The sequence below is a fragment of the Dyella sp. NPDC103356 genome, assembly GCF_055584465.1.
This window is the reverse complement of record NZ_JBVJLZ010000002.1, coordinates 526,080-550,444: the sequence shown is the minus strand read 5'-3', so window position 1 is coordinate 550,444 and position 24,365 is coordinate 526,080. Positions and strand designations below refer to the sequence as shown.

The 24,365-nt window shown below is 59.6% G+C and carries 18 protein-coding genes; 6 read left to right on the top strand and 12 right to left on the bottom strand.

Going from position 1 to position 24,365, the window contains the following annotated elements; all coding sequences use genetic code 11:
- Positions 1–42: 42 nt before the first annotated feature.
- Genes ACZ6WW_RS05900 through ACZ6WW_RS05885 form a run of 4 tightly spaced genes read right to left on the bottom strand, consistent with a single transcriptional unit; the run spans position 43 to position 3,255 of the window.
- Positions 43–759, bottom strand: coding sequence for a DUF3299 domain-containing protein (locus tag ACZ6WW_RS05900; RefSeq protein ID WP_465273354.1), 717 nt, complete (start codon positions 757–759; stop codon positions 43–45).
- Positions 756–2,018: an ABC transporter permease gene (locus ACZ6WW_RS05895; protein WP_465273353.1), complete on the bottom strand. Its 1,263-nt coding sequence runs from the start codon at positions 2,016–2,018 to the stop codon at positions 756–758. Before ACZ6WW_RS05895 ends, ACZ6WW_RS05900 begins: the two co-directional genes overlap by 4 nt.
- Entirely contained in the window at positions 2,015–2,704 is a 690-nt protein-coding gene (locus ACZ6WW_RS05890; RefSeq protein ID WP_465273352.1) for an ABC transporter ATP-binding protein, read from the bottom strand. The genes ACZ6WW_RS05895 and ACZ6WW_RS05890 overlap by 4 nt, the downstream gene beginning before the upstream one ends.
- Positions 2,705–2,721: 17 nt before the next feature.
- Positions 2,722–3,255 (bottom strand): ZrgA family zinc uptake protein, encoded by a 534-nt coding sequence (locus ACZ6WW_RS05885; protein ID WP_465273351.1) that lies wholly within the window; start codon positions 3,253–3,255, stop codon positions 2,722–2,724.
- A 102-nt stretch (positions 3,256–3,357) separates the two neighbouring features.
- Between ACZ6WW_RS05885 and ACZ6WW_RS05880 the strand changes: the two genes are divergently transcribed.
- Entirely contained in the window at positions 3,358–5,346 is a 1,989-nt protein-coding gene (locus ACZ6WW_RS05880; RefSeq protein WP_465273350.1) for a GGDEF domain-containing protein, read from the top strand.
- A gap of 46 nt (positions 5,347–5,392) precedes the next feature.
- On the opposite strand, the gene ACZ6WW_RS05875 is transcribed toward ACZ6WW_RS05880, so the two are convergent.
- The 4 genes from ACZ6WW_RS05875 to ACZ6WW_RS05860 form a co-directional block, all read right to left on the bottom strand.
- Entirely contained in the window at positions 5,393–6,658 is a 1,266-nt protein-coding gene (locus ACZ6WW_RS05875) for an MFS transporter (protein WP_465273349.1), read from the bottom strand.
- A 161-nt stretch (positions 6,659–6,819) separates the two neighbouring features.
- The gene (locus tag ACZ6WW_RS05870) at positions 6,820–7,269 is read right to left on the bottom strand and encodes a hypothetical protein (protein ID WP_465273348.1); all 450 of its coding nucleotides are present in this window, start codon (positions 7,267–7,269) and stop codon (positions 6,820–6,822) included.
- Positions 7,266–8,420: an RHS repeat domain-containing protein gene (locus ACZ6WW_RS05865; RefSeq protein WP_465273347.1), complete on the bottom strand. Its 1,155-nt coding sequence runs from the start codon at positions 8,418–8,420 to the stop codon at positions 7,266–7,268. Before ACZ6WW_RS05865 ends, ACZ6WW_RS05870 begins: the two co-directional genes overlap by 4 nt.
- On the bottom strand, positions 8,402–13,753 hold the full coding sequence (locus tag ACZ6WW_RS05860) for a hypothetical protein (protein ID WP_465273346.1): 5,352 nt from the start codon (positions 13,751–13,753) through the stop codon (positions 8,402–8,404). The genes ACZ6WW_RS05865 and ACZ6WW_RS05860 overlap by 19 nt, the downstream gene beginning before the upstream one ends.
- A 304-nt stretch (positions 13,754–14,057) precedes the next feature.
- On the opposite strand from ACZ6WW_RS05860, the gene ACZ6WW_RS05855 reads away from it, so the two are divergent.
- Positions 14,058–14,939: a LysR family transcriptional regulator gene (locus ACZ6WW_RS05855; RefSeq protein ID WP_465273345.1), complete on the top strand. Its 882-nt coding sequence runs from the start codon at positions 14,058–14,060 to the stop codon at positions 14,937–14,939.
- Between the two features lie 28 nt (positions 14,940–14,967).
- Here the strand turns inward: ACZ6WW_RS05855 and ACZ6WW_RS05850 are convergent, their stop codons facing one another.
- A complete protein-coding gene (locus ACZ6WW_RS05850; RefSeq protein ID WP_281848501.1) occupies positions 14,968–15,369 on the bottom strand; it encodes a DUF2251 domain-containing protein in 402 nt (133 codons plus the stop codon).
- 165 nt (positions 15,370–15,534) lie between these two features.
- On the opposite strand from ACZ6WW_RS05850, the gene ACZ6WW_RS05845 reads away from it, so the two are divergent.
- Together ACZ6WW_RS05845 and ACZ6WW_RS05840 are read left to right on the top strand one after the other, a co-directional pair.
- A complete protein-coding gene (locus ACZ6WW_RS05845) occupies positions 15,535–17,772 on the top strand; it encodes a TonB-dependent receptor family protein (RefSeq protein WP_465273344.1) in 2,238 nt (745 codons plus the stop codon).
- A gap of 6 nt (positions 17,773–17,778) precedes the next feature.
- Positions 17,779–18,888 carry a PepSY-associated TM helix domain-containing protein gene (locus ACZ6WW_RS05840; RefSeq protein WP_465273343.1) on the top strand — a complete coding sequence of 370 codons (1,110 nt, stop codon included), beginning with the start codon at positions 17,779–17,781 and terminating at the stop codon, positions 18,886–18,888.
- A gap of 61 nt (positions 18,889–18,949) precedes the next feature.
- On the opposite strand, the gene ACZ6WW_RS05835 is transcribed toward ACZ6WW_RS05840, so the two are convergent.
- Both ACZ6WW_RS05835 and ACZ6WW_RS05830 read right to left on the bottom strand, forming a co-directional pair.
- The gene (locus ACZ6WW_RS05835) at positions 18,950–19,831 is read right to left on the bottom strand and encodes an aldo/keto reductase (protein ID WP_465273342.1); all 882 of its coding nucleotides are present in this window, start codon (positions 19,829–19,831) and stop codon (positions 18,950–18,952) included.
- A gap of 30 nt (positions 19,832–19,861) precedes the next feature.
- The gene (locus ACZ6WW_RS05830) at positions 19,862–20,704 is read right to left on the bottom strand and encodes an oxidoreductase (RefSeq protein ID WP_465273341.1); all 843 of its coding nucleotides are present in this window, start codon (positions 20,702–20,704) and stop codon (positions 19,862–19,864) included.
- Between the two features lie 223 nt (positions 20,705–20,927).
- Here ACZ6WW_RS05830 and ACZ6WW_RS05825 point away from each other — a divergent pair, with 223 nt between their 5' ends.
- Complete coding sequence (locus ACZ6WW_RS05825; RefSeq protein WP_465273340.1) at positions 20,928–21,905, top strand: aldo/keto reductase; 978 nt, start codon at positions 20,928–20,930, stop codon at positions 21,903–21,905.
- A 224-nt stretch (positions 21,906–22,129) separates the two neighbouring features.
- Here the strand turns inward: ACZ6WW_RS05825 and ACZ6WW_RS05820 are convergent, their stop codons facing one another.
- Positions 22,130–23,086, bottom strand: coding sequence for a LysR family transcriptional regulator (locus ACZ6WW_RS05820; RefSeq protein WP_465273339.1), 957 nt, complete (start codon positions 23,084–23,086; stop codon positions 22,130–22,132).
- Positions 23,087–23,241: 155 nt separating this feature from the next.
- Between ACZ6WW_RS05820 and ACZ6WW_RS05815 the strand changes: the two genes are divergently transcribed.
- Positions 23,242–24,351, top strand: coding sequence for a tetratricopeptide repeat protein (locus ACZ6WW_RS05815; RefSeq protein ID WP_465273338.1), 1,110 nt, complete (start codon positions 23,242–23,244; stop codon positions 24,349–24,351).
- The last annotated feature ends 14 nt before the right edge of the window (positions 24,352–24,365 follow it).

Genomic DNA, 24,365 nt, shown 5'->3' with positions numbered 1-24,365 from the left:
CGTTGACCTGTTGGGCAGGGTGGACGGAACAGCGCGCACGCATCACTCGAACGCGTGGCGCAAATCCTTGGCGTGATCTTCGTTATAGGGAAGCAAGGCCGCTTGCTGCATGTCGTAGGCGGATGCAGCCATGCTGTTGCTGGTGGTCTCGATACGCAGCACGCCGCGCAGCCAATACGGATCCCATAGCTGCGGCGGGTCGATGCCATGTGCGAGCACCACGTGCACCATCATGTTCGGCGGCGGTGGCGGTACGTGGATGCAGGCGCCATAGAACGGCACGAAAAAGAACTCGGTCATGCGGTTCTGGTCGTCCGAAGCGAGCGGCACGACATAGCCGGACAGCCGAACCTTTCGACCAGCCAGTGCGGGGATCGTATGCAACGTGCCGATCTGCTTGCCCTGCTTGTTGCCGATATGCACGACCGGCGGCGCATGCTGCAGCTGGTCGTAGTCTTCCTTGGGCATCATCCGCGTCCATTCCAGCTCGGCGTAACCGTCGTCATCCGCATCGCCAAGCGTGCCTGGAGCCAGCCCATCAGGCAGCGCGATGCCTCGCGAGGCAGCCACCGCTTGCGCCGCAAGCGTGCCATCGGCAATGGCCTTGGCACGCTGCTGGCGACCGGCTTGCGCACTCGCTTCGGCACGCGCTAATACCGCCTGCGCGCTGGTTCCCGCGGTGGCGGGACCCGCTTCGTCACCAGACTGGCGGGCGCATCCGACCAGCGCAAAGATCGCGATAAGAACAAACTTTCTCACAGATGCACCTGCAAACCGTCGGCAAGCGAACGGCGATAGGCAATCCATGCAGGGAGGCAACCGGCAAGCAGTGCCGCGCCGATCACAGCGGCGATCAACAGCCATTCGTTGGCGCCAGGAAACCCAAGGCTCAGGTTGAGCCCGAGTTGCCCGGCAAGAAAACCGTGCAGGACGAATAGAGTGACGTACATGAGCGCTACACCCAGCACGATTCCCGCCACCGCAAGCAGCCCTGCTTCGAGCACCAGCAGCAGGAATACGGTTCTTGCCGAAGCGCCGACCGCACGCAGGATCGCCATTTCTCGTCGACGTTCGTTGAGCGTCGTCAGCAATGCGGTCAGCATGCCGCACAAGCCGACCAGCACAACCATCGCACTGATCGCACGCAATGCGCCCTCGGCGGCGCCGACGAGGCCCCATAGCTGGCTGAGCGCGACGCCGGGCAAGATCGCCTGCAAGGGTTCCTGGGTGTATTCGTTGACCGCGCGTTGTACCGCGAACGACGAAAGCCGTGAGTTGAGTCCGACCAGGAACGCCGTGATCGACGTCGGCGTCAGGTCCATGCCACGCGCCTGATCCGCGCTGACCGCCTGCCCCGGAAGACGCATGCCCGACTGCCAGTCGACGTGAATCGCTTCGATGGCCTGCAAGCTCACGATGACGCTCGCATCGACCGGGGTACCGGTCGGCGCGAGCACGCCGGCCACGCGGAAGGGCTTATCGGCATGCAGCATCTGCCGCATCCCGCCGAAGCCGTGTGCGATCACCAGCGATTGCCCAACGTGGTAATTCAACTGGCGCGCTACCTGAGCGCCGATGACCGCATCGTAAAGATCGCCAAAGGCGTGGCCTTGCTCGAACACGAGCTCATGATCGCTGCCATACCGATAGCGTTGGAAAAACTCCGCCGTGGTACCCATGACACGAAAACCGCGGTGCGAATCGCCAAGGGAAATCGGTACGGTCCAGCGGACCTCGGGTAAAGCGGCAATTTCCTTGTAGCTCTGCCAGGACACGTTGTTGGTGGCATCGCCCAGGTGGAACACCGAGTACAACAGCAGGTTCACCGGCCCCGAACGCGCGCCCACGATCAAGTCGGTACCCGATACGGTGCTGGCAAAACTGCTGCGCGCATCCTGGCGCAATCGCTCGACACCCAGTAGCAGCCATACGCTCAAGGCGATAGTGACCACCGTAAGCACCGCGGCGACACGCCGCTGCCGCAAACTACGTAGCGCAAGGCCCAAGGCACCCATCATGCCGGCTCCCGTTGCATGGTGCGGGCGCCCAACTTGACCACCCGATCGAAATGACGGGCGAGCGCCATGTCGTGGCTGACGAACACCAGGCTGCTGCTGGCGCGTTCGCATTCGGCCAGCAGCAGGCGAAGAAAGATATCGCGCGCATCGGTGTCCAGGGCCGAGGTAGGTTCGTCGGCAATGATCAGCTCCGGACTGCCGATCAAGGCACGCGCGGCGGCAACGCGTTGCTGCTGCCCCACACTCAGTTCGGTCACCCTGCGTTTGCGCAGGCTGGTTTCATCCAGGCCCAACGCCGCGAGCAGGCGGATGGCTTCCAGGCGAGCGGCCACGTGCCCGCCGGCGCGCTGTTCGCGTCGCGGCGAAAATGCGCAGCTCAGCAATACGTTGTCGAGCACGCCCAGATACGGCAGCAGATTGAATTGTTGAAAGATGTAACCGATATGATCGGCGCGAAACCGATCGCGTGCCGCAGCCGGCAAGCTGGACAACACCGTATCTTCGACGCGCACGTGGCCTTCGCGCGGCACCGCAATTCCGGCCAGCAAACTGAGCAACGTGCTTTTACCGCTGCCGCTCGGACCGCAGACGAAAACGCGCTCGCCGCGCGCGACCTCGAAGCGCGACAAGGCAATGACATCGCTCTTGTCCCAGCCAAAGCGCAGATCGAGGCAACTCAGCAACATCGCATCGCCCCACGGAATCACGGTGCCAACATCACGCGATATTCGCCCTGCCCCAGCTCTTGCCGATCCTGTTTTTGCGGCAACACGATATTGACCACCAGGCGATGCGTCGCGGGGTAACGATCAGCTAGGTGGATATCGATATGGTCCAGCCGACCAGGCTGGGTGCAGCGATAGTCGTAGCGTGCATCGATATCCGCATGACCTTGCGTAACCACGGCTGGATCGAGCCCGCGCGCCTGCACGCTACTATGGGTCAGCACGCAGGCAGCCGCGCTCGCCGGAATCAACCAGGGCGCTGGATCGCGCATGGTGGCGAGAACATCGGCCACCTGCTTGCTCTGCTGCCCATCGTGCGGCGGGTGTTCGAAACCGAGCATGTTGATGGCTGGGGCATCCAGCACAACCTGCAGCACTGTCGCGTCCAGCCCGACATCCACCGTGGTCGTGCCATGCACATGGGGCTGTTGCTGGCGCACCGTCTGAGCGGACGCGGCCACCGGGGACGATGCCAGCACCACACCGACGGTTAGCGACAGGACAAGTTTCATGGCGGCTCCGGCTCGATAAGAAACGTTATAACATAACGATCATAGGCCGCAACGACACCCGAGGACACACGACTTCTGGCAGGGGTCGCGGCCGGCACTGTCATGAAATCTTGGGTGTTTGACATCCGTTTGCCACATAAGCAGACGCATCATGTCGCGCTGCAACGTCGGCTCGTCGCCGACATCAAGTTTCCGCCCGAAGCGCCGATGAAATCTGCCAGTTCTGCGCTTTCCGAGAGCAGCCTTGTGATGATCAAAGCCATGTCCGACGCCGCCGAGCGAGAACGATCGCTGCTTGACCAGGCGCTGGCCTCCGATGCGCTGACCGCCCATTTCCAGCCGGTCGTACATATCGAAACGCATGCGGTCGTGGCGCACGAAGGGCTGATACGTTCCGTCCTGGCCGGCACGGCGCTGACACCGATCGATCTGTTGGACCTGGCGCGGGCGCGCGGCCGCCTGGCCGATTTCGAACTCGGCGCCGCGCGCTGCATCGTCAACCAGTTTGCGCAAACCGGCGTTGGTGGTCGCCTGCTGATCAACCTCAGCGCGCATGCCATCCTGCAAGCCGGCGTCAGGCCCGAAGACGTGATCGACGCCTTGACCGTGCCGGGCTTCGACCTCAGCCGCGTCACCATCGAACTGACCGAACGCGACATCGTCGAGGATGCGGCCAAGCTCGCGCACAGCCTGGGTTACCTGCGCGCCAGCGGCATCCGCATCGCGCTGGACGATTTCGGTAACGGCCATTCCAACTTCGAGATGTGGAACGAGATTCATCCGGAGGTGGTAAAAATCGACCGCTACCTGATCAACGGCCTTTCGCGCAGCGCGGAGAAGCTGGCCATCGTGCGTGCGCTCTGCACCGTGGCCGAAACCCTGGGCGCGGACCTGGTCGGCGAAGGTGTCGAAGATGCCGACGACCTGCGCATGCTGCGCGAACTTCGCATCCCCTATGCGCAAGGCTTTCTGATTGCTCGTCCCGCGCCGGTGCCGATCGTCCAGGTGAGCCGGCAATACATCGATGCCGTCACCGATCCGGATGTCGTCGTGCCGCCCAGTTTAAGCGGCCCGGTCACCGCGCGGCCGCTCAAGGCGGAGCACTTGTTGATCGAAGCGCCGGCCGTATCGCTAGCGCAGAACAACGACCACGTGGCGGCGATCTTCTCCTTGCATGAGCGTCTGCACGCCATTGCCGTGGTCGACCAAGGCAGGCCCGTGGGCATCATCAATCGCCGCCATTTCACCGAACGGATGGCCCAGCCGTTCGCGCGCGAGTTGTTCGCACGCAAGGTCTGTACCGCGTTCATGAACGACGCGCCCCTGCTTTGCGATGCCGAGCAATCGCTGCAAAGCATGGCCGACATCCTGCGCGGCGAAGATCAGCGTTATCTGAGTGATGGTTTCATCATCACGCGTGGTGGCATGTATCTCGGCCTGGGCACCGGCGAATCGCTGGTGCGCAGAGTGACCGAAATTCGTGTCGAAGCCGCGCGCTATGCCAACCCATTGACCTTCCTGCCCGGCAACATCCCGGTTACCGAACATCTCGAGCGCCTGTTGCAGGCGCGACGGCCGTTCGTGACGACCTATTTCGACCTGGACTTCTTCAAGCCCTTCAACGATCACTACGGCTATTTCCGCGGCGACGAAATGATCCGCTTGCTGGCCAGCGCCCTGACAGGCGACCTGCGCCAGGACAGCGACTTCGTCGGGCATATCGGCGGCGACGATTTCATCGTGCTGTTTCAGAGCAACGACTGGGAAGAACGTTGCCGGCAGATGCGCGAGCGCTTCAACACCATGGCCGCCACCTTGTTCGACGATGTCGACCGGCTACGCGGCGGGATCGAAGCCGAGGACCGCCACGGCAACCTGCGCTTCTTTCCGCTGACCACCGTCTCGGTCGGCGCCGTAGCCATCGTCGACGATTTCCCCACTGAAGCCGAGAGCGTCGCCAGCCTGGCCGCCCAGGCAAAGCGGACGGCTAAGCGGCAGTCAGATGGTTTTCATGTGGATCGTTATCGGGCCGATATGCATGTGTTGGCGATCAGCGAAGCGCCTGGCGGGCCGATCGATATCGAGCCCTGAGCGGATACGCGACCAACCACAGCGCAATCGTGCATTCGCAACCGCTCTAAATCCGCGAGGCCAACATAGCCCGCCGGGAAACAATATCCAACGCAAACGCCAGCGCACACAGCACAAGGCAAAGCACACACACCCCGCTCCACCCCGCAGCCGCCCAGGCAGCGCCTGCAGCCAGCGCCCCCGCACCTCCACCCACAAAAAACACGCCGACAAACAACCCATTCAATCGACTGCGCGCTGCCGGATCCAACATATTCACCGCACGCCGCCCAAGCGTCTGATCGCCAATGGCCCCGGCATCGATAACGATAGCCGCAAGCACCAACGCCCCCAATGCAAGCATCGGGTGCGCATCAAGCGAAAACCCAAACCAGCCGGCTCCCGCCATCGCGGCAATCAACACGCCCAGAACCATGATGGCATGCGCAACCGGCATCCCAGCCACGCTGTAACCGCGGTCACCGATACGCCCCGCAATAGGCGCAACCACCGTTCCCGCCACACCCGCAAACGCGAACAACGCCACGCCATGCGCACTCAGTCCAAACGGCTGCTGCACCAACCGCAAACCCACTGCCGTCCAGAACGCGGTGAACGCACTCATGCCGATCGCCGCAGAAAGCGAATAGCGGCGCAGCACCGGCTCGCGCTTCCACAGCGTGACCAAGGAGGTCATCAAGGCCCGATAGGAACTGACACGCTCAGGATGCCGCTGCGGCAACCAGCGAAACAGAGCGAAGGCCAATACAGCATTCATCATCGCCAGCAGGCCGTAAAACGAGCGCCAGCCATAACTACCTGCCACCACGCTCGCCAACGGCCGCGATAGCAGAATGCCGATCATCACCCCGCTCATTACATTACCGACCGCCGTGCCACGACGATCCGGATGCGCCATCGCCGCCGCCAGCGGCACCAGAATCTGGATTGCGCACGACGTTGCGCCAGCGATGCACACGGCAAACAGGAACCACGGAGCGGTTGGCGCAATCGCCGCCAGACCGAGCATCACCGCGCAACAGCTCAAGGTCACCACCGTCAGACTCCGGTTCTCGAACAGATCCGCCAACGGCACCAGAAACAACATGCCTACCGCATAGCCCAACTGTGGCAACATCGCCACCAACCCGGTCCACGATGACGGTAGATGCAATGCCTGCCCCACCGGCCCCGTAAGTGGCTGTGCAGCCGAAAGATTCACGATGATTACGCCAACGGCTAGCGCAAACAGGAAGGTCAACGGCCCGGTCAGGGTTTCGAGCTGCTCCTGAGCGGGCTCGACAGCCAGCTTGGGGCGTGTGGCGTACTGCATGACAGCGAGGCCTTGCGTGAAGAATGGTTGATCATGCTAAATAGGCACGCACCATGCTTCAATTGAATAATCTTTATAGTCTTTATGCGATCATCGCATACAAATAGCAAGGAAAGCAGAGGCTAACCAGGTCGGACGACACTTCATAGCCCAGCAAAACGTCAATCGCAATGCATCTTTAATATAGCCTCTCTTAAAACACCTTCGTTTCCATGTGATGGAAAAACCTTAAAGACACCGGGCGGATGCTCTTCGTCGTATAAAGCCTTTTCCAATAAAGGCTTTTCTGAACAGGCCGCCTGACCAATATCCCCTAAAGAACGCGCCGCAGATGATCTTATATAAGCATTCTTGTTACTAAGCAGACCAGATACATTCTTTATAACTGACAAATTCAATCTGGATCGATCCGAAATATCCATATCTTCTATTTTCTTTTGAAAATCACTCATCAAACCAACCTGTGCCGCCTCATCATGCGACGAAGCAACTTTTTTTAACAGGTCAAGCAAGACCCTGTCATTGTTAGACATTTCAACTTGGTTACTTTGATCTGCAAATAACGTCAGCGGCGCCATAGACAGAAAGAAAAAGAGTAGCACTTTAATCATTTTGTTCCCCAGGAAGTCGAGACCTTTCTTACCACGGGATCTGTTGCATTTTTCGACGATAGATTTGGATTGACTGTCGTCGCAGGAAGATCACCAGCATATCTCACTGAACCCGGCACAAAATCTGATGGGAGCGTCAAGCCCTCATAGAATCTCGCGGTACCTTCCGCTGAATAGTGTCCACTGGCACTCCCCGGAGCACCTCCAAAACGAAATTCATCGTCATAATCATTCATATTATCCATTGACGTCTCACCTTTACTTACATGAAAAGCTTCCCAAAAATGCGTGTAAAACGTACCCATACTCTTACCATCTGAGTCTTTTGCGTCAGCCCTTGCGGCAAACTCCTGAATTATGTAACCACCATTCTTCGAAGCCGACTTTAAAATCCATTTTATCTTCCAGTCTAAGGATCCATCAGCCAGTCCTCTCGAGTCACTTAACGTCTTGTATGATAGAACCTGCTTATTGTTCGAATCCGTTCCCTGACTCGTGGATTGGGCCTGAGCCACTGTAGCGCTATTGCAACTGTCGCACATACCGCTATCTGGCCCGTAGTATTCAAACGGATAGCCATCTTGACTGCCCCGAGTAGGAACCATTCCGCTCGGATCCTGCAGAGCAATCGGATTGTTGTAAGCATACCCAAAACGGTCAAAATTAAATATGTTGCCAGCATGTACGCCCTGTGCGTCCGTGCTCAAAAACGCTCCAACTTGTTCATCATAGTATCTAGCCTGCATGTACATTAGACCGGCATCAGTATCGTTCACCTGCGCGGTATAGCCTGGGCCGTCTTTTGCGTTTCCCAGGGCTTGCCGACCGTATGGTCTATAGTCAGAAGTACTGATGACATTGCCTTGAGAATCAGCCTCCGCAAGCAGTGTTCCTTGGGGATCTGTATAAATGTAGGTTACATTGCCAGCATACAATTTAGGCGAGGACGACACCGCCACGACTGCGAACATAAGCATAGTGAAGCGGATAAAAAATGCCCCTCGCAATATTGTTATGGCATTCGACCTTCTGGTTGAAGAAAAGTCGACAGGATGCAATGAATGCCACACATTCCGAACGCATTGCACTTGAACTTGATCGCTCACTGCTTCATTTTCTCTATTCGCCACGATCAGACCCCAATCGCCCAAGCCGAACATCCAACCGCATTGCATGCGCGCACGGAGAACTGGTAGTACTCCGGTGTATCCGGAAGGAAAGCCGAGCCGATAATAAAGTTGGTTGCTGTACCGCTATAAACACTGGCGCCGGTATCGTTGCGTATGGCTTCGTAACGAGTCGCCCCACTGACCGCATTCCAAGTGGCTCGGTAGTCCTCGACCTTGGAGTTCGGGAAGTATGTTTGCACCCACGCCCCGGTCGGTACCGCAGGAACTAGCGCCACCGTTACCGAACCTGTGGCACTGAACGGCCCGCATCCGCCAGCATTGCAGCCTTGCACTTGATACCCGTAGGTACCGTTGCCCTTTCCGCTCGCCGCCCAGCTACCCACATTGGCATTCTGAACTGTCGTCCAGCCACCACCGTTGACCTGCTCTTGCAGGACATAGGTCGTTGCACCGGCGACACCGTTCCAGCTCACCGTATAGCTACCGGTATTGCTGCTACTGGGCACACCGATACCGGGTGCGCTGGTTGGCGGGATCGTCACCGCCACCGCACCGCTGGTGACATAACCACTGCAGCCGTTCGCATTACAGGCCTTCACGCGATAGGTATAGCTGCCGGTCGCTCCGACGCTGAAGCTGTTACTGGTGGCCGCACCACTGTAGATCGCCGCATAGGCACCGCCATTGAGACTCTGTTCCAGCGTATAGCTGGTCGCATACGTGGCGGCCGCCCAGCTGATACCGATCGTGCCCGTGCTGCTACTCGGCGCACTGATGCTGGACGGCGTGGTCGGCAGATGCGCCACGCTGACCGTGTTGGATGCCTTGAACGCGCTGCAGCCGTTCGCATTGCACGCCTGCACCTGGTAGCTGTAGCTGGCATCCACCGGGTTGCTCAGCGTGTAGCTGGTGACGTTGCTGTTGAGAATCTGGTTCCACGGGTTGCTGTTCTGTTTCTGCTGCAGCACGTAGCTGGTGGCTGTGGCGGAACTGCTCCAGGTCACGGTGAGGCTGCTCAGATCGCCGGCAACGGTCGCCGTGGCACTGGTCGGCGCAGCCGGGGCCGTGGGGGCAGCCGGCACCTGGAAGCTCCCCGAACCGTTCAACACCAGGTTGCCGTTACCCACCGGCGAATCGCCGTACATATAGATCAGCATGCCCGCGTACTGCGAGCGGATCGCCGTCGTCAGCGGAATGCTGAAACGGTAGGTCGTGCCGCTGGTCTGGCAGATGGCTGCCACCGCCGGCTCACTGGCCTGGTTCGCCGTGGCGGCCGCCACCCGCGTCCCGCCGCCCCCGGAGGGACCGCCGGCGAACACTTCCACCGTGATGGACGCCGGTATGCCCGTTGAGCACGCCCAGCCCGAGACCGTCGCATTGCCCGAGCCATCGATGTTGACGCCATCGACATTGCCGGTGACCGTGGTGGCATAGCCCTCGTTACGTGCAATCAGCTTCTTGCCCAGGAAGATGTAATCGGTGCTCTTGGTCGAGTTCGCCTCGAACTGGTACAGCAGCTGGCCGTCCTGGGTATAGAAGTAATAGGTCGGGTTGCCGCTGGTTGGGGTCTTCAATACACGCCGACCCGAGGCATCGTAGGCATAGCTGTCGAGGCCCGGAATCTGCGTCAGCTGGTTCTTCTGGTCGAACACCAGGCTGGTAGTGTTCTTGGTCGTGACATTGCCGCGGTTGTCGTAGCCGAAGCTGAAGGTGGTCGTGCTGCCGTTGGTGATGCTGGCCAGACGATTCGTCGCATCGTAGTTGTAGCTATAGGTCTGACCGTCACTGACCCGGCTGCGGATATTGTTGAGCGGATCGTAACTGTAGGTTTCCGTGCCCCATAGACCGGTGGCCTGGGCACTGGTCAGGCGGTTGAGCGCGTCGTAACCGAAGCTCTTGGTGCGCGGGCCACCGGCCAGATCGTTGATGTTGGTGATATTGCCGTTCGGGTCGTAGACGAAGTCTTCGCTCAGATTCAGCGTGCTGCCCTTGGCGTAGCTGAAGTTGCTCAGCAGCTGGCGGGTGTTCTTCTGCACCAGGTAGTCCGCGCCATTGCCGAAGGTGAAGTGCTCAACATCGCCGTCGGGGAAATAACTCAGGTTGCTGGCAAAGCTGCCGGCCTGGGTCGGGCGGCCCAAGGCATCGGGGGCGTAGTTGACCACCAGGCCATCGGGGTAGCTGATCGTCGCCACGTGGCCATTGGCATCGTGGCTATAACGCAGCACGTTGCTGCCGTTGCCGGTGACGTTCAAGGTTTCCGAGGTCAGCTGGGCCAGCTTGTTGCGTGCCGCCGTCCAGGTAGCGATACCGGAAGCACTGGTCTGCACGTTACCCAACGGATCGTAGGTATAGGTCGTGCTCTGCGTGCCGCTGGGTGGCACCAGGGTCAGCACGCGATTCATCGCGTCGTAGCTGCGGTTGGTCTTGGCCGCATCCGCGACCTGTTCCTGGCCGCACCCGGTGCCGGTGATGCTCAGACCCGAGGCGGTCCAGGCGATATTGTTGGCCGCATCGTAGGCGGTGACTTCGCTGCCGCTTTCCGGTTCGGCCGTGCGGCACAGGCGATGGAAGCTGTCGTAGGTCAGCGTCTTGGTGACCGTGTCGGTCTCGGTGCCGTACAGGCCCGATTGGGTGATCGACAGCGGGTTGCCGTAGATATCGCGACTGATGGTCTGGGTGATGCCACCCGGCGCCTGAACCTGGATCACCGACTGATACGCCGGCTGATCGAAGACCTGGTACGCCGTCGTAGTGACGTTGCTCTTGGGATCGGTGACCTGCTGGCGAGCACCGGACAGATACGCCGTGTGCGTGGTCAGCGTGCCCAGTTCCGAATCCTGCTGGGTATCGGTCAGGCGCTCCAGCGCGTCGTACACGCTGTGCGTGCCGGTGGTCAGCGCGGTGATATCGGGACTAGCCGAACCCGGATAGGACACGAAGATCTTCTGGCTTTTCCAGTCGTAGTCGGTACGCACTGTGCTGGTCGACGTCTGGCCAGCGATACCGGTGTCCGACAGGATCGGTCGCAGCATCGTATCGAAGTAGGTCATGCTGACGGCATTGCCTTGCGTGGTGATGCGACGCCAGTGATTGGCGGCGATACCACGCTCCGCGCTAGGGACCAAGGCGTAGCTGAACGTTTTGGGCGCCCAGGCCACTTCGTCGCCGGCCGGATACGTGATCCCCGTGATACGACCGATCGCATCGTAGCTGTAGCTGGTGGTATTGCCTGCCTGATCGGTAAGACTGCTGATCTGACCAAAGTCATCGACGACGAGGCTCTGCCCATGACCGTCGGGATAGCCGATGGTCTGCGGGATGCCGCGCTTGTAGTTGCTTAAGTTCGTCGTGTGATTGCTGGGATCGGTGAAGCTCGCCAGGTTGCCCTGCGCGTCGTAGCCGTAGCTCATCAACGACTGGCCGAAGCGCGAACGCGACTGCAGCGTCACATTGGACAGGTTATAGGTATTGACGCTTTCGGTCTCGCCGTTGGTGAGGTTGTCCGTCTCTTGCGGCAACCCCAGTACCCAATGCGGCAGATCGTTCAGTAGCGTCGTCTGCTCTTCGATCGCGGTCTGACCGGCAATCGAGTTGTAGCGCTTGATCTTGGTCGGCTGCGCAAAGACATCGAACGCTTCGGCCAACCACGTATAGGTATCTCCGTCCTGCGTGGTGACACGCTGGTTTTCGGGCGCGTAACGACCCAGCTGGTCGTTGTTCACCGACAGCTGCTGCGTATTGCCGATAACCGCCGGCCACGTATTGCCGGTGGGACTGGCATAGCTGCTTACTTCGGAGCGCGCCAACGCAGAGCCCGCGCCGCCCACGTAATAGTCCGTCTCCAGAAGCAGACTTTCGGTGGCATCAAACTTATTACTGAAGGTGTACTTGGTATCGCGGCCGGCCGGATCGATCACATCGGTGGTGGCGGTAGCCGGGCAGCCCGAAGCACAGTCGCTCGCCCAACTGTAATTGGCCGCCGCATAGCTATAGCTCCACGTTTGCGTGGGCAGGCCAGCTCCCGTGAAGGTCTTTTGAGTCAGCGACGTTTGTTTGTAGATCCTGGGAAAGCGCAGCGTCGCCGCGCCATTGGGGTTGTTACAGACATAGGGCACATAAGAACGCCCACGTATCGTACTCAGGAAGGTAAAGGTCGCCGACAATCCCGAGGGATGCGTCATGCTCGCTGAGGATGTCACCGCATCTTGTGGCTTAGGCGTGGTGTTGCAGGGACTATCGTCGTCGATCAGATAACCGTCGCCCGGAACCGTAGCGATGCTACCGAGGTTGAACGACCAGGCGCTTCCATCCGGAAGTTGGACAGAACTCAAGCGAGGAATAATAGGGTCGCTGCCATACGTGTAGTTCCAGGTTCTTGGCGACCCAGTCGACGGCTGCAGCGTTACCGAATGTACGCGATATGCGGCTGGATTGTAGTAGTTCCCGAAAGGATCCTTGGTCGGGTTCTGCCAGGTCTCGTAGGCCAGATGAATCTGCCTGCCATCGCTTGCCTGGATATCGGTGAGATTGCCGTTCCCGTCGTAGGTGTAGTTGACGGTGTTGCCAAAGCGGTCCTGCACCTTGGACGCCATCATCATCACGGTACGGCGTTGCAGCGGTACGCCCGGCTGGCCAACCACGGCATCGGCGGTCTTGTAGATCAGCCAGTCGAGCCAGTACTTGGTGCCATCGGGCGAAACAGCCAAAAAGCCCTTGCCTGGGTAACCATTGGCGGTTTGGGCGAGACAACCGACCGCCCATTTTTCTTTGGTTACGATCGGAAACGAGATCGCAGAGCCATCCGCCGCAGTCATCTGAGGAGCCACGGTGTTGGACGCGTCTCGACTTAGAAGATCCTGACTCCCTGCTCCCGGAACAATCAGCTGATAGCCATGCCACCAGCTATCTACATCGTAGTTGGCCGTGACGTTGCCCGAAGTGGCAAACATCGTCGGCGCCTGCGACAAGCTATCGCAACGATTCGTGCCGTAGTAGTCGTCGATAAAAAACCAGGTAATCACAACCTGGCCATTGACGGTGTTCTTTTCCGGCGCCGACATCGTCTCGATATGCGGCACTTCGAGCGCCCAATCGACAAAGGCGTTGTTTAGAAAAGTCTGGTAGGAAACATTGGGCGTCTGGTCCGGCGTATTGAATGTCCGGGAGATCTGCATCGATGGACCGATGCCGCTGGAACTCACGTCCGTCTGTTCGAACGAGGTCGCGCCGGTGTAGAGGCTGACGTGCTCGCCGAATGGGTTCTCGCCCAGCGGTTGGATGTCTTCACTGACCTTGATGCGTTTCTGGTACTCGCTTTCGGGCGTTACCGGCGCCGATTGGGACCACGCGTGCATCGAAAACATGCCGAAAAAAACTACGCCCAACACCAAGCGCGTCCCGCGCCGGACTTGCGACCACATAGATTTTCCCCTGATTTCTTTAGGCCCGTACTTTGCGAACGGGCTCGCAAAAACGTAGCTACCAGCCAGCGGCTTTGCAAGCAGCAAGATCTTGCGAATTCGAGTAGCTGTCGACCGCTCTGTCCGGCATATGCAATTGAACGCTGGCCGCCGTCCACAGACCTCAATATGATCCAATAAGATAACTATCTTCACCTTTATGCTCACTCAGCATAATTTTTAAGAGGCCACCACGCCCATGAACACCCGCGATATCACCGCCTTTATCGCCGTCGTCGATACCGGCTCGATCGTGCAGGCTGCAGCCGCGCTGCACCTCACGCAGCCGGGCGTTACTCGACGCGTGCAGAGTCTCGAGTCCTTGCTTGGCGTCGAATTGCTCGACCGTCAGTCCAAGCCACTACGCCCTACGGCAGCAGGCAAGGAGGTCTATCAAAAGGGGCGGCAGATTCTGCACGCCGAAGCCGACTTGATGGCGAGCGTTCGCGAGGACATCGAACCGTTTGGCGAATTGCGTCTTGGCATGCCGCCGATGCTGGCCGATATGGCCTTGGCCGGGCCGGTCGATGCACTGCGGGAGACTTATCCGAAACTGACCCTGCGGATCCAGGGCGGGTGGTCGCCGGGGCTAGTGGAGCAAGTCGAACAAGGCCATCTGGATGTGGCTGCCATCGTTTATGCCGAAAGCTCCCAACCACCTATCGGCATGACCGCTCATGCATTCAAGCGCCAGACGATCAAGATCGTCGCCTCACCCAAGCTGGGATTGAAGAGCCGGGTTTCACTGAGCGATCTGGCCCCGCATCCCTGGGTATTGAGCCAGAACGGCTGCGGCATGCGCTCCACCTTGCGCCACGCGGTCGAGAGGCAAGGTCTGCCTTTCAATGTCGGTGTGGAGGCGTTCGGTTCCGATCTGCAGCTATCGCTGGTATCTCGTGGCGCGGGCATAGGGCTCGTTACGCCCGATGCGCTCGCGACGAGCCGTCATCGCCATGAGCTCAAGGTGCTATCGGTCAGTGATTTTAAAACCGACGTTATTTCGTGGCTGGTGCATCGTCCCTTGCCCAACCGATTGCAAAAGCCAGTGCAGCTTTTGCTTGATGAGCTCAAGCGCGGTTAAGAACCAGCCGGTTTTTGCGGGAGCGACTTCAGGCAAACAAATCCACCGCCGCATCGTCCCAATCGTGCCCGGTCCAGCCGCTTTCCGTTGACGGCGGCGGGAAGCCGGTGCGGCAGTAGCCGCGCTTGGTGGTGAAGTCGACGATGGCATGGGGGTTGCCGTTGATCAGCAGCGCCGCCTTCTGGCTGTCGGCGGACCAGCCGATCGTAACGGTGGATAAGGTATCGCGGTCGACAATGTTGACGACATTGTAGATATGCAGCGCGTCCTGCACGGGCTGCTCGGCCTCGCTCAGGTCCAAGGCGTAGAAATAGCCGGTGTCGCCATCGTCTTCGAAGATGGCGGCATATCTGCCGCCCGGAGCAGGTCCCTCGACAAACTGCTCCTCGCCCACCTTGAGCGGTTGTTCGACCACGTTGTGCAACGGCATGGGCCACCCCGAAGTGAGTAAGCCATCACATTAAGCGAGCACGCGGCAATTGAATAGGCGTCCTTATGTCCTACCTGGCTTCTGGCCAGGGAAATCGCATGGCCAATTGAAATGATAATGAGTCGCAATTACGATAGCGGGCTATCGTAACGAGATTCCTCCTAGATGCGTTCCCTTTGCTCCGCCATCCTGATCGCCCTGGCCGGTAGCGGCTATGCCGGTACCGCGCTGTCACAAGACAGTACCGACAGCAACAAAAAGCCCTTGAACAAGCCGACCGCGAATCTGGAAGGCATCAGCGTGGTTGGCGACTGGCTGGCCGAAGCGGACCAGAACGTGGTGGTCAACCATCCCGGAGCGCGCACGGTGGTGCGCCGCGAGCAACTACTGGAAAGCGGCGCAACCAACCTGCGCGACGCGCTGCGCATGGTTCCGGGCGTACAAGTGCAGGAAAGCAATGGCACCGGCGGTAGTGATGTTTCGCTCAACGTCGGCGTACGCGGCCTGACCTCACGCCTGTCCCCGCGCTCGACCTTGCTGCTCGACGGCATTCCCATCGCTGTGGCTCCCTATGGTCAACCGCAGGTATCGATGGCACCGGTTGCGCTGGGCAACCTGCAGGCGGTGGACGTGGTGCGCGGCGGCGGTTCCGTGCGCTACGGGCCGCAGAACGTCGGCGGCATCATCAACTTCGTGACCCGCGATATCCCAAAGACGTTCGGCGGCGATGCCGGCGTGCAATTACAGGGTGGCGAGTACGGTGGCATCCGCACGCAGAGCCATGCGTTTATCGGTGGAACTACGGCATCGGGCTTCGGCCTTGCCCTGCTCTATAGCGGCGCGCATGGCCCGGGTTATCGCGAGAAGGAAGATAACGAAAGCATCGACGACTTGATGCTCAAGGCCAAGTACACCATCAGCAGCACCGACGAGATTACCGGCAGCCTGCACTACTACGACGGTCAGGCGGGCATGCCCGGCGGCCTCAGCCAGGCCGAGTACAAGGCTAATCCGTTCCAGTCGCTGCGTCCCTTCGACGATTTCCACGGTCGCCGCCAGGACGCCGTGCTCAAGTACAGCCACCGCGACGACGTGCGTAGCTTCGAACTGCAGACCTATTACACCGACAGCTTCCGCGGCAGCCATATCGAAACGATCACGCAGGATCCGAAGAGCGGCCTCTACACGCATCAATTGAATGCCTACCCGCGCAATTACCACACCTTCGCGATCGAACCGCGCTACTCGCAGTTGTTCAACTGGGGACAGTGGACGCACGAGATCAGCGTGGGCTATCGCTATCTCACCGAATACATGCACGAGCAGACGCTGCGCAACAGCAAGTTTGTTTCGGCGCAGGACTTCACACCGTTCGACAGCGGGGTCTACAACGCACCCTATGTATTGAGCGGAAACAACACCGGCGCCAACAAGGCCAACGCCGTCTATGTCGACGATACGATCAATGTCGATAAATGGACGATCACGCCCGGCCTGCGCTACGAGCACATCAACAGCTGGTGGGAAGCACACCCGAGCAGCACGGTAATCGTCAAAGGCCCGACGTTCCGCCGCGAGACCTACTCGCAACCGCTGCCGTCGCTCAATGTGATCTATCACCTGACCGATACCTGGAAGCTTTACGCGAATGCGGAAACGTCTTTCGGCGCGTTGCAATATTTCCAGATCGGCCAGAAGGACACGACCAATCAATTCGCCCAAGGCCTGCAGCCTGAGAAAGCGCGTACCTATGAGCTGGGCACGCGTTACGACACGCCGGCATGGGGCGGTGAGGTGTCGCTGTTCCGAATCAATTTCGACAACGAACTGCAGCTGGTCGGCAAGCTGCCCAACGTGCCCGATTCGTTCGATGGCTGGACCAGCCTGGGTGCCACCACGCACAAGGGCGTCGAATCGGCGGGCCATGTCGATTTTGGTGCGTTCGACGATCGCCTGGACGGCCTGACCCTCTGGGGCACGGCCACCTATACGCATGCCGTGTCCAAGTTCGGTTCGTTTGCCGGTCGCGATCTGCCGTTCTACTCGCGCCGCACTGCCAATGCCGGCCTGCGCTACACGCGGGCGCAATGGACGTTCAATGTCGATGCGTTCTCGCAATCGCGGCAGCATTCGCCCGGCTCACCCAGCTTCGATCCGGCCAACCCCACGCCCTACCAGACCATCGGCACACCCGACGGCGAGTTGGGCGACATCCCCGGCTGGACGACCTGGAATCTGCGCACGGAGTACGCGTTCGGCAAGGCGTTTTCCAATCTACGCCTGGGCGTCGGCGTAAAGAATGTTTTCGATCGTCGCTACTTTACGCGTTCCACCGATAACAACGGTGGTCTCTATGTGGGTCAGCCGCGCACGTATTACGTGCAAGCCAACGTGGATTTCTAAGCCATCATGAGCAACACACCGCGCCAGCCTGGTCGTTCGCCACGCCGTGTTCGCCAAGTACTCAAGACTCTGCATCTGTGGCTCGGCCTGAGCCTTGGCCTCGTGTTGGCGCTGGTAACGCTGACCGGCTGCATCCTGACGTTCGAGGCGCCGCTGCTCACGACCATGCATCCCGAGCTGGCCGGTCGCGCCGTTCCCGACAATGCGGGGCTGGGGCATTCGCTGGAACATATTCTGGCGACCCCCGAAGGCGGCAAGCTGCGCGGTATCGCCTTGCCCAATGGCGACCTGACGGCTTTCGAGGGTACGGCCAAGGGTGGTGACCGCGTCTACTTCGATCCGACCAGCGGCGATGTCATTACGCATCGCAGTGGGCGCAGCGATCCGATGCTGGTCCTGCTCGATTGGCACACGCATCTGCTGTCCGGAGATGTTGGCGAGACTATCCTGGGCGTGGTCGCCTGCACCGGCTTATTCATGATTTTTTCCGGTGTCTGGCTTTATTGGCCGGGGCGCAAGCGAGCGTTATCGCACCTTCGCCCTCACCCGCGACCGCCGATTCTGCGCTGGGGCAGTTGGCATCGTTTTGTGGGTGTGGTTGGCCTGCCCTTGCTGCTGATCATGATCGGTACCGGTACGACCATGGCGTATCGCGGTGCGGTACGCACTGGCTTGGCGCATGCATTTGGCGAACCTGCGCCAGCCAAGCCACCGAAGTTGCAGAATGCGCCGGATATCAAGGTCGATTGGTCCGCTGTATTGCTTGCCGCACAAGCTGCCGCACCGGATGCCGCGATCACGCGCATCAGTTTGCCGGCGAAAAACGACACCGCTTTGGTAATACGCGTTCGTCGACCCGGTGAATGGAATCTTGCCGGACGTAGCATGCTTTGGCTCGATCCCTTTGCTGCGCGTGTGATCGGCGGTGACGACGCGACCAAGCTTGGCACCGGTGGGCGGCTGGCTAACTCACTGTTTCCGATTCACTCGGCGGCAGTTGGTGGGCCGGTGTGGCATACGTTGGCGGTACTGGGGGGATTGATGCCGTCGTTTATGTTGGTGACGGGCTTTTTGTTTTGGCGGGCGCGACGTAGACGGCCAGCGGCTAGCGCTTAAGAGCGCCCCCTCACCCCAGCCCTCTCCCCCGTCAAAGCCAGGGGAGAGGGAGCAGATCAGGTCAGGCCCCGCGAGCGAAGGCCGCTTTGCCTTCCTTATCCAACGCCGCAAACTCCTCATCCGACAAACGGATATCGACCGCAGCGATATTTTCTTCCAGGTGCTTCACCTTCGACGTCCCCGGAATCGGCAACATCACCGAGCTGCGCTTGAGCACCCACGCCAGCGCGATCTGGCTCGGTGCCGCGTTATGCTGCTTGGCGATCTTGTCGAGCAAAGAACCCGGCTTGGCCAAGTCGCCTGCCGCAAGCGGAAACCACGGAATAAAACCGATATTCTGCTGCGCACAGTAATCGAGCACATCTTCGCTGGTGCGATCGACCAGGTTGTAACGGTTCTGCACCGTGGCCACCTTGAAGAACTTGGCAGCGGCCTTGACGTCATCGACGCTCACTTCGCTAAGACCCGCATGGCGAATCAGGCCATCCTTGATCAATGACTTGATCGCGTCGAATTGCTCGTCTCGCGGCACCTTGGCATCGATGCGGTGCAGCTGCCACAGATCGATGCGCTCGACACCCAACTGACGCAGGCTTTTATGCGCCTGCTGAATCAGATATTCGGGGCGGCCGACGGGGATCCAGATATTCGGGCCGGTGCGCGTGAGGCCTGCCTTGGTTGCGACAACGAGATTCTTGTAGGGATGCAAGGCCTCGCGTATCAGTTGCTCCGAAATATCCGGGCCATACGAATCGGCGGTATCGATAAAGTCGACGCCGAGTTCCGGCAGGCGCTTGAGCACGCGGATGGCTTCGGCACGATCGGCGGGCTCGCCCCAGACGCCGTCGCCGACGATGCGCATCGCGCCGAAGCCGAGACGATTGACCTGCATATCGCCGCCGATCTTGAAACTGCCCGATGAAGCTGCGTTTGCGTTAGACATGGGATGTCCTCAAGTAGATGAAATGGATCGTTACGAAAAATCGGTAGACAACGTGACCTGCTCCCAGCCATCGAACTCGCTTTTGAGCAAGCCGAGCTTTTCGCGAACCATGTTCATGGCATCGCGGCCCAACAGGAGATGCATCGGCGGGTCGTCGCTGGCGACGAGTTTCAATATGGCCTCGCCTGCCTTGTGCGGATCACCCGGCTGATTGCCGCTGAAATTCTTGCGGCGTTCGCGCAGCGGATCGAATACGGCATCGTAATCGGCAATATGGCGGTCGCTGCGTACCATCGAGCGCCCTGCCCAATCGGTACGGAAACCACCAGGCTCCACGGCCGTCACATAGATCCCCAAGCTACGCACTTCTTTGGCCAGGCTTTCGGAAATGCCTTCCAGCGCGAACTTGCTGCCATGGTAGAAGCTGATGCCAGGCATGGTGATGATGCCGCCCATCGAAGTGATATTGAGAATGCGCCCCGCGCGGCGCTTTCGCATATAGGGCAGCACCGCCTGGATGACTGCCACTACGCCAAACACGTTTACTTCGAACTGGCGACGCAAATCGTCGAGCGAAGCTTCTTCCAGTATGCCTTCGTGACCGTAGCCGGCGTTATTGATCAACACATCGATCGGCCCGACATGGGCTTCGATATCGGCCACCAACGACGCAATTTTCGCAGTCTCGGTGACATCGAGCTGACGCGCAAACGCCCTGCCCGGCGCCAGCGCCTCGAAGCTTTTTGCGGCGTCTTCATGGCGGACGGTACCGACCACACGATGTCCTTCGCGCAAGGCGACTTCGGCAAAGGCACGCCCCAGACCAGTGCTTACACCCGTAATTAAAAACGTCTTGATTTGCGACTGGTTCATAGCTGTCTCCACCGAAAAGGAAAGCGCATGCTAAGACGCGCTCTCCCTGCCGATAACCCAGGCTGCTCGCGATGCCTTTTGAAGCTGCGGTGGATAATCATTCGTTACCGCTGCTTCAAAGCCCATCCGCGATTTGTGCATTCCATAGACACTTGGGGCGGGTTAGGCTCCACGCAAGCGGCCCGGCCGCCATCTATTCAACGAGTCTGCGCAAGGAATCCTCATGGAATATGTGAAGTTCGGCTCTACCGGCCTGGAAGTGTCGCGAATTTGCCTGGGTTGCATGACCTACGGCGCTCCGGATCGCGGCAATCACACCTGGACGCTTGACGAGGAAAAGAGTCGCCCTTTGATCAGGCAGGCTCTGGAGGCAGGTATCAATTTCCTCGATACCGCCAACGTCTATTCCGACGGCAGCTCCGAGGAAATCGTCGGGCGCGCCATTCGCGACTTTTCACGCCGCGAAGACATCGTGCTGGCCACCAAGGTATTCAATCGGATGCGGCCGGGGCCGAACGGCGCCGGCTTGTCGCGCAAGGCGATCATGACCGAGATCGACCACAGCCTGCGCCGACTCGGCACCGACTATGTCGACCTGTATCAGATCCACCGCTGGGACCATTCCACGCCCATCGAGGAGACGCTCGAAGCGCTGCATGACGTGGTGAAGGCGGGCAAGGCACGCTATATCGGCGCGTCGTCGATGCATGCCTGGCAGTTTGCCAAGGCGATCTATACCTCGCACCTCAATGGCTGGACGCCCTTTGTCAGCATGCAGAACCACCTTAACCTGCTCTATCGCGAGGAGGAGCGGGAAATGCTTGGCTTCTGCGAAGACATGGGCATTGCCGTGATCCCCTGGAGCCCGCTTGCACGCGGACGCCTGACGCGCGAGTGGGATGAAACCAGCGAGCGACAGGAAAGCGATGTGTATGGACGTACGCTCTACGACGCTACGGCCGAAGCGGACAAACGCGTGGTCGATGCCGTGGCGAAGATTGCACAAGCGCGGGGCGTGCCGCGTGCACAGGTCGCTTTGGCCTGGGTGGCGCAGAAGTCTCCGGTGACCGCGCCGATCGTCGGTGCGTCCAAACCACACCACCTGGACGATGCGATAGCTGCGCTGTCACTGGAACTGACCGACGAGGAGATCGCTGTGCTGGAGGCACCGTATGTGCCGCATCGCGTGGCGGGGTTTTGATTGATTCGGCTTTTAAATCCCCCATCGCGGAAGCAACTTTTTGGAAACGCGAATGACCTCCTAGTCGTCATCCCGGCGCAGGCCGGGATCCAGTGGCCTTGTGATCGGTTATCGCGAGAGCCAACAAAACTTCGCTCTATCGCGAAGATCGGAAACTAAAGCCACTGGATCCCGGCCTGCGCCGGGATGACGATAATAAAAACTGAGGCTATTGAAGATTTCCCTTATTCGCTCACTACCCAAACATCGGTCGCCGGATGTTCTGTCGCTGGCTCGCTGCGCAAGAAGTCGATCAGGGCGCGCAGTTTCGGTGGCACGCCGCGGCGATCGGGAAAATAAAGATACAAGCCGTCCAGCGGCGGGCTCCAATCGCCAAGCACACGCACCAGTCGACCATCGTCGATAAAGCGATCGATATAGCCGTTGATCATGTAAGCGATACCCAGGCCGTCCAGCGCAGCCTGGGTCAACGCCGCCGAATCGTTGAAAGTCAGGCGGCCACCGACATTGAGCTCGATTTTTTCGCCATCCTTTTCGAACTCCCAGCGTTCGATCTGACCGCTGGTGACATGACGAAAATTGATGCATTCGTGCTCGAGCAGATCGCGCGGATGTTTCGGCATGCCATGGCGTGCCAGGTAATCGGGCGAGGCCACGATATGCGCGCCGAGCGCCGGCCCGATTTTCACCGCGACCATATCGCGCTCGACCAGGTCGCCAAAGCGGATACCCGCATCGAATCCCCGACTGACGATATCGATCAACTGGCTCTCGATGATGATTTCCAGGCGAATGTCCGGATAAGCCGCGAGGAATTTTCTCAGTACCGGTTGTAGCGCGATCATATAGCCGGACCGCGGGACATTCAGGCGCAGCAGACCGGTCGGCTTTTCGGCTTCGGCACCGAGATCGTCAGCGGCGGCCATTAGTTCGTGTACCGCCGGCAGGATGCGCTCGAGATAACGTGCACCGACCTCGGTCAAATTGACACTGCGGGTCGTGCGATTGAATAGCTGCAGGCCCAGGCGCTGCTCCAACTGACGAATCGCCTGGCTCACCGCCGATGGCGAGACCCCCAGACGCACGGCGGCGGCGGAAAACCCTTTCTCTTCAGCTACAGCCAGAAAGGCGGCCATGCCGTCGAGTTGATGCTGACGCAATAGAACTTCGCTGGATTCCATGGGTATCGGCTTTGGGCAGGTGCCACTGTGAAGCTGGGTTTCAATATGAGTGATCGATTGCAGCCTGACAAGCCTGAATCAGAAAAGGCCACTGAGCCGTGCTTTTCGGATTAGTTCAATGGATATCCCCGCACGTTCGCTGGAACCTTTGTGCCATGACATTCCAGGCACGCCTCTGCAGCAAAACCGATCTCATGGAGAACAAGCGGCTGATCTCGCATACCGCCCAGGAAGCCTGTCAATCGGGCGACTACGAGATATGCGATGCCCTGCTTGCTCGCTACGAAGCGCAATGCCCGCTGCCCACGGAGCTATTGATACTGCGTGGCCGGAGTCTCATGGGACAAGGCCGGCTGGACGAGGCGGTGCACACGCTGGAAATGGCCGCGGCAAGCGGCCGCGATTCGCAGGTCGCCTACCAGCTCGCCTATGCTCATGCGCAGTTAGGCTGCCATGAGCAGGTCATCGTGCTTATCGACGATGACACCATGCGGGATGTGCCCACCGCCATCGTTCTCAAGATGCGCGCCTTGCACCGACTCGGTCGCCTGGACGACTCGATCGAGCTTGGCATGCGCTCACAGGCGCACGCGACACTGAGAAACGATATCTGCGGCTTGCTGGCCAACCTGTTGATCGATGCCGGCCGCTGCAACGACGCGCACAAGTTCGCCGACCGTGCCCATGGCACCGCCGATGGCTGCACGGCCAATGGTCTTCTCGCACTCGATGTACTCGATAGACAAACAGCCCTGGCTTTTTTCCGGCAGGCCGTGTCGTTGAACCCGAACAGTGGACGCGCTCGACTGGGAGAGGGTCTGTGTCTGCTTGGTTTCGGAAATCATGCGGCGGCGGCGTCATGTTTCGATCAGGCCGCCCTGCTGTTGGAACGGCATGTCGACGCCTGGGCAGTGGCTGCCTGGGTCCATCTGCTCAATCAATGCATGGTACAAGCACGCGCGCGTTTCGAACGAGCTTGCCGTGTCGACAACGGCTTTGCCGAAGCACATGGCGGCCTGGCCATCGTCTGCCTTTATGAAGGCAAGGTCGATGACGCCGAAGTCCACACGGCACAGGCGCTGAGACTAAGCCGCGATTGTCTGTCCGGCAGGCTGGCGTATAGCCTCCTATTGGCAAAGGCCGGCGATCTTCCGGCGGCACAACGCGTGCGTGAATCCATCTCATGCCATCCGCTGGGGCGCGATGGCTTATCCATCGCAAGAGAACTGGCACGCCGCGCTATGCGGCATGCCATCCCCTATTGAGCGCAGGTATTGCG

Bases quoted from the DNA above. Each gene is read 5' to 3' on its own strand.
- ACZ6WW_RS05855 (WP_465273345.1), top strand. From the start codon at position 14,058: ATGAACACCCGCGATATCACCGCCTTTATCGCCGTCGTCGATACCGGC.
- ACZ6WW_RS05870 (WP_465273348.1), bottom strand. From the start codon at position 7,269: ATGATTAAAGTGCTACTCTTTTTCTTTCTGTCTATGGCGCCGCTGACG.
- ACZ6WW_RS05880 (WP_465273350.1), top strand. From the start codon at position 3,358: ATGAAATCTTGGGTGTTTGACATCCGTTTGCCACATAAGCAGACGCAT.
- ACZ6WW_RS05825 (WP_465273340.1), top strand. From the start codon at position 20,928: ATGGAATATGTGAAGTTCGGCTCTACCGGCCTGGAAGTGTCGCGAATT.
- ACZ6WW_RS05820 (WP_465273339.1), bottom strand. From the start codon at position 23,086: ATGGAATCCAGCGAAGTTCTATTGCGTCAGCATCAACTCGACGGCATG.
- ACZ6WW_RS05885 (WP_465273351.1), bottom strand. From the start codon at position 3,255: ATGAAACTTGTCCTGTCGCTAACCGTCGGTGTGGTGCTGGCATCGTCC.
- ACZ6WW_RS05830 (WP_465273341.1), bottom strand. From the start codon at position 20,704: ATGAACCAGTCGCAAATCAAGACGTTTTTAATTACGGGTGTAAGCACT.
- ACZ6WW_RS05840 (WP_465273343.1), top strand. From the start codon at position 17,779: ATGAGCAACACACCGCGCCAGCCTGGTCGTTCGCCACGCCGTGTTCGC.
- ACZ6WW_RS05890 (WP_465273352.1), bottom strand. From the start codon at position 2,704: ATGTTGCTGAGTTGCCTCGATCTGCGCTTTGGCTGGGACAAGAGCGAT.
- ACZ6WW_RS05815 (WP_465273338.1), top strand. From the start codon at position 23,242: ATGACATTCCAGGCACGCCTCTGCAGCAAAACCGATCTCATGGAGAAC.
- ACZ6WW_RS05875 (WP_465273349.1), bottom strand. From the start codon at position 6,658: ATGCAGTACGCCACACGCCCCAAGCTGGCTGTCGAGCCCGCTCAGGAG.
- ACZ6WW_RS05835 (WP_465273342.1), bottom strand. From the start codon at position 19,831: ATGTCTAACGCAAACGCAGCTTCATCGGGCAGTTTCAAGATCGGCGGC.
- ACZ6WW_RS05860 (WP_465273346.1), bottom strand. From the start codon at position 13,753: ATGCACGCGTGGTCCCAATCGGCGCCGGTAACGCCCGAAAGCGAGTAC.
- ACZ6WW_RS05845 (WP_465273344.1), top strand. From the start codon at position 15,535: ATGCGTTCCCTTTGCTCCGCCATCCTGATCGCCCTGGCCGGTAGCGGC.
- ACZ6WW_RS05850 (WP_281848501.1), bottom strand. From the start codon at position 15,369: ATGCCGTTGCACAACGTGGTCGAACAACCGCTCAAGGTGGGCGAGGAG.
- ACZ6WW_RS05895 (WP_465273353.1), bottom strand. From the start codon at position 2,018: ATGATGGGTGCCTTGGGCCTTGCGCTACGTAGTTTGCGGCAGCGGCGT.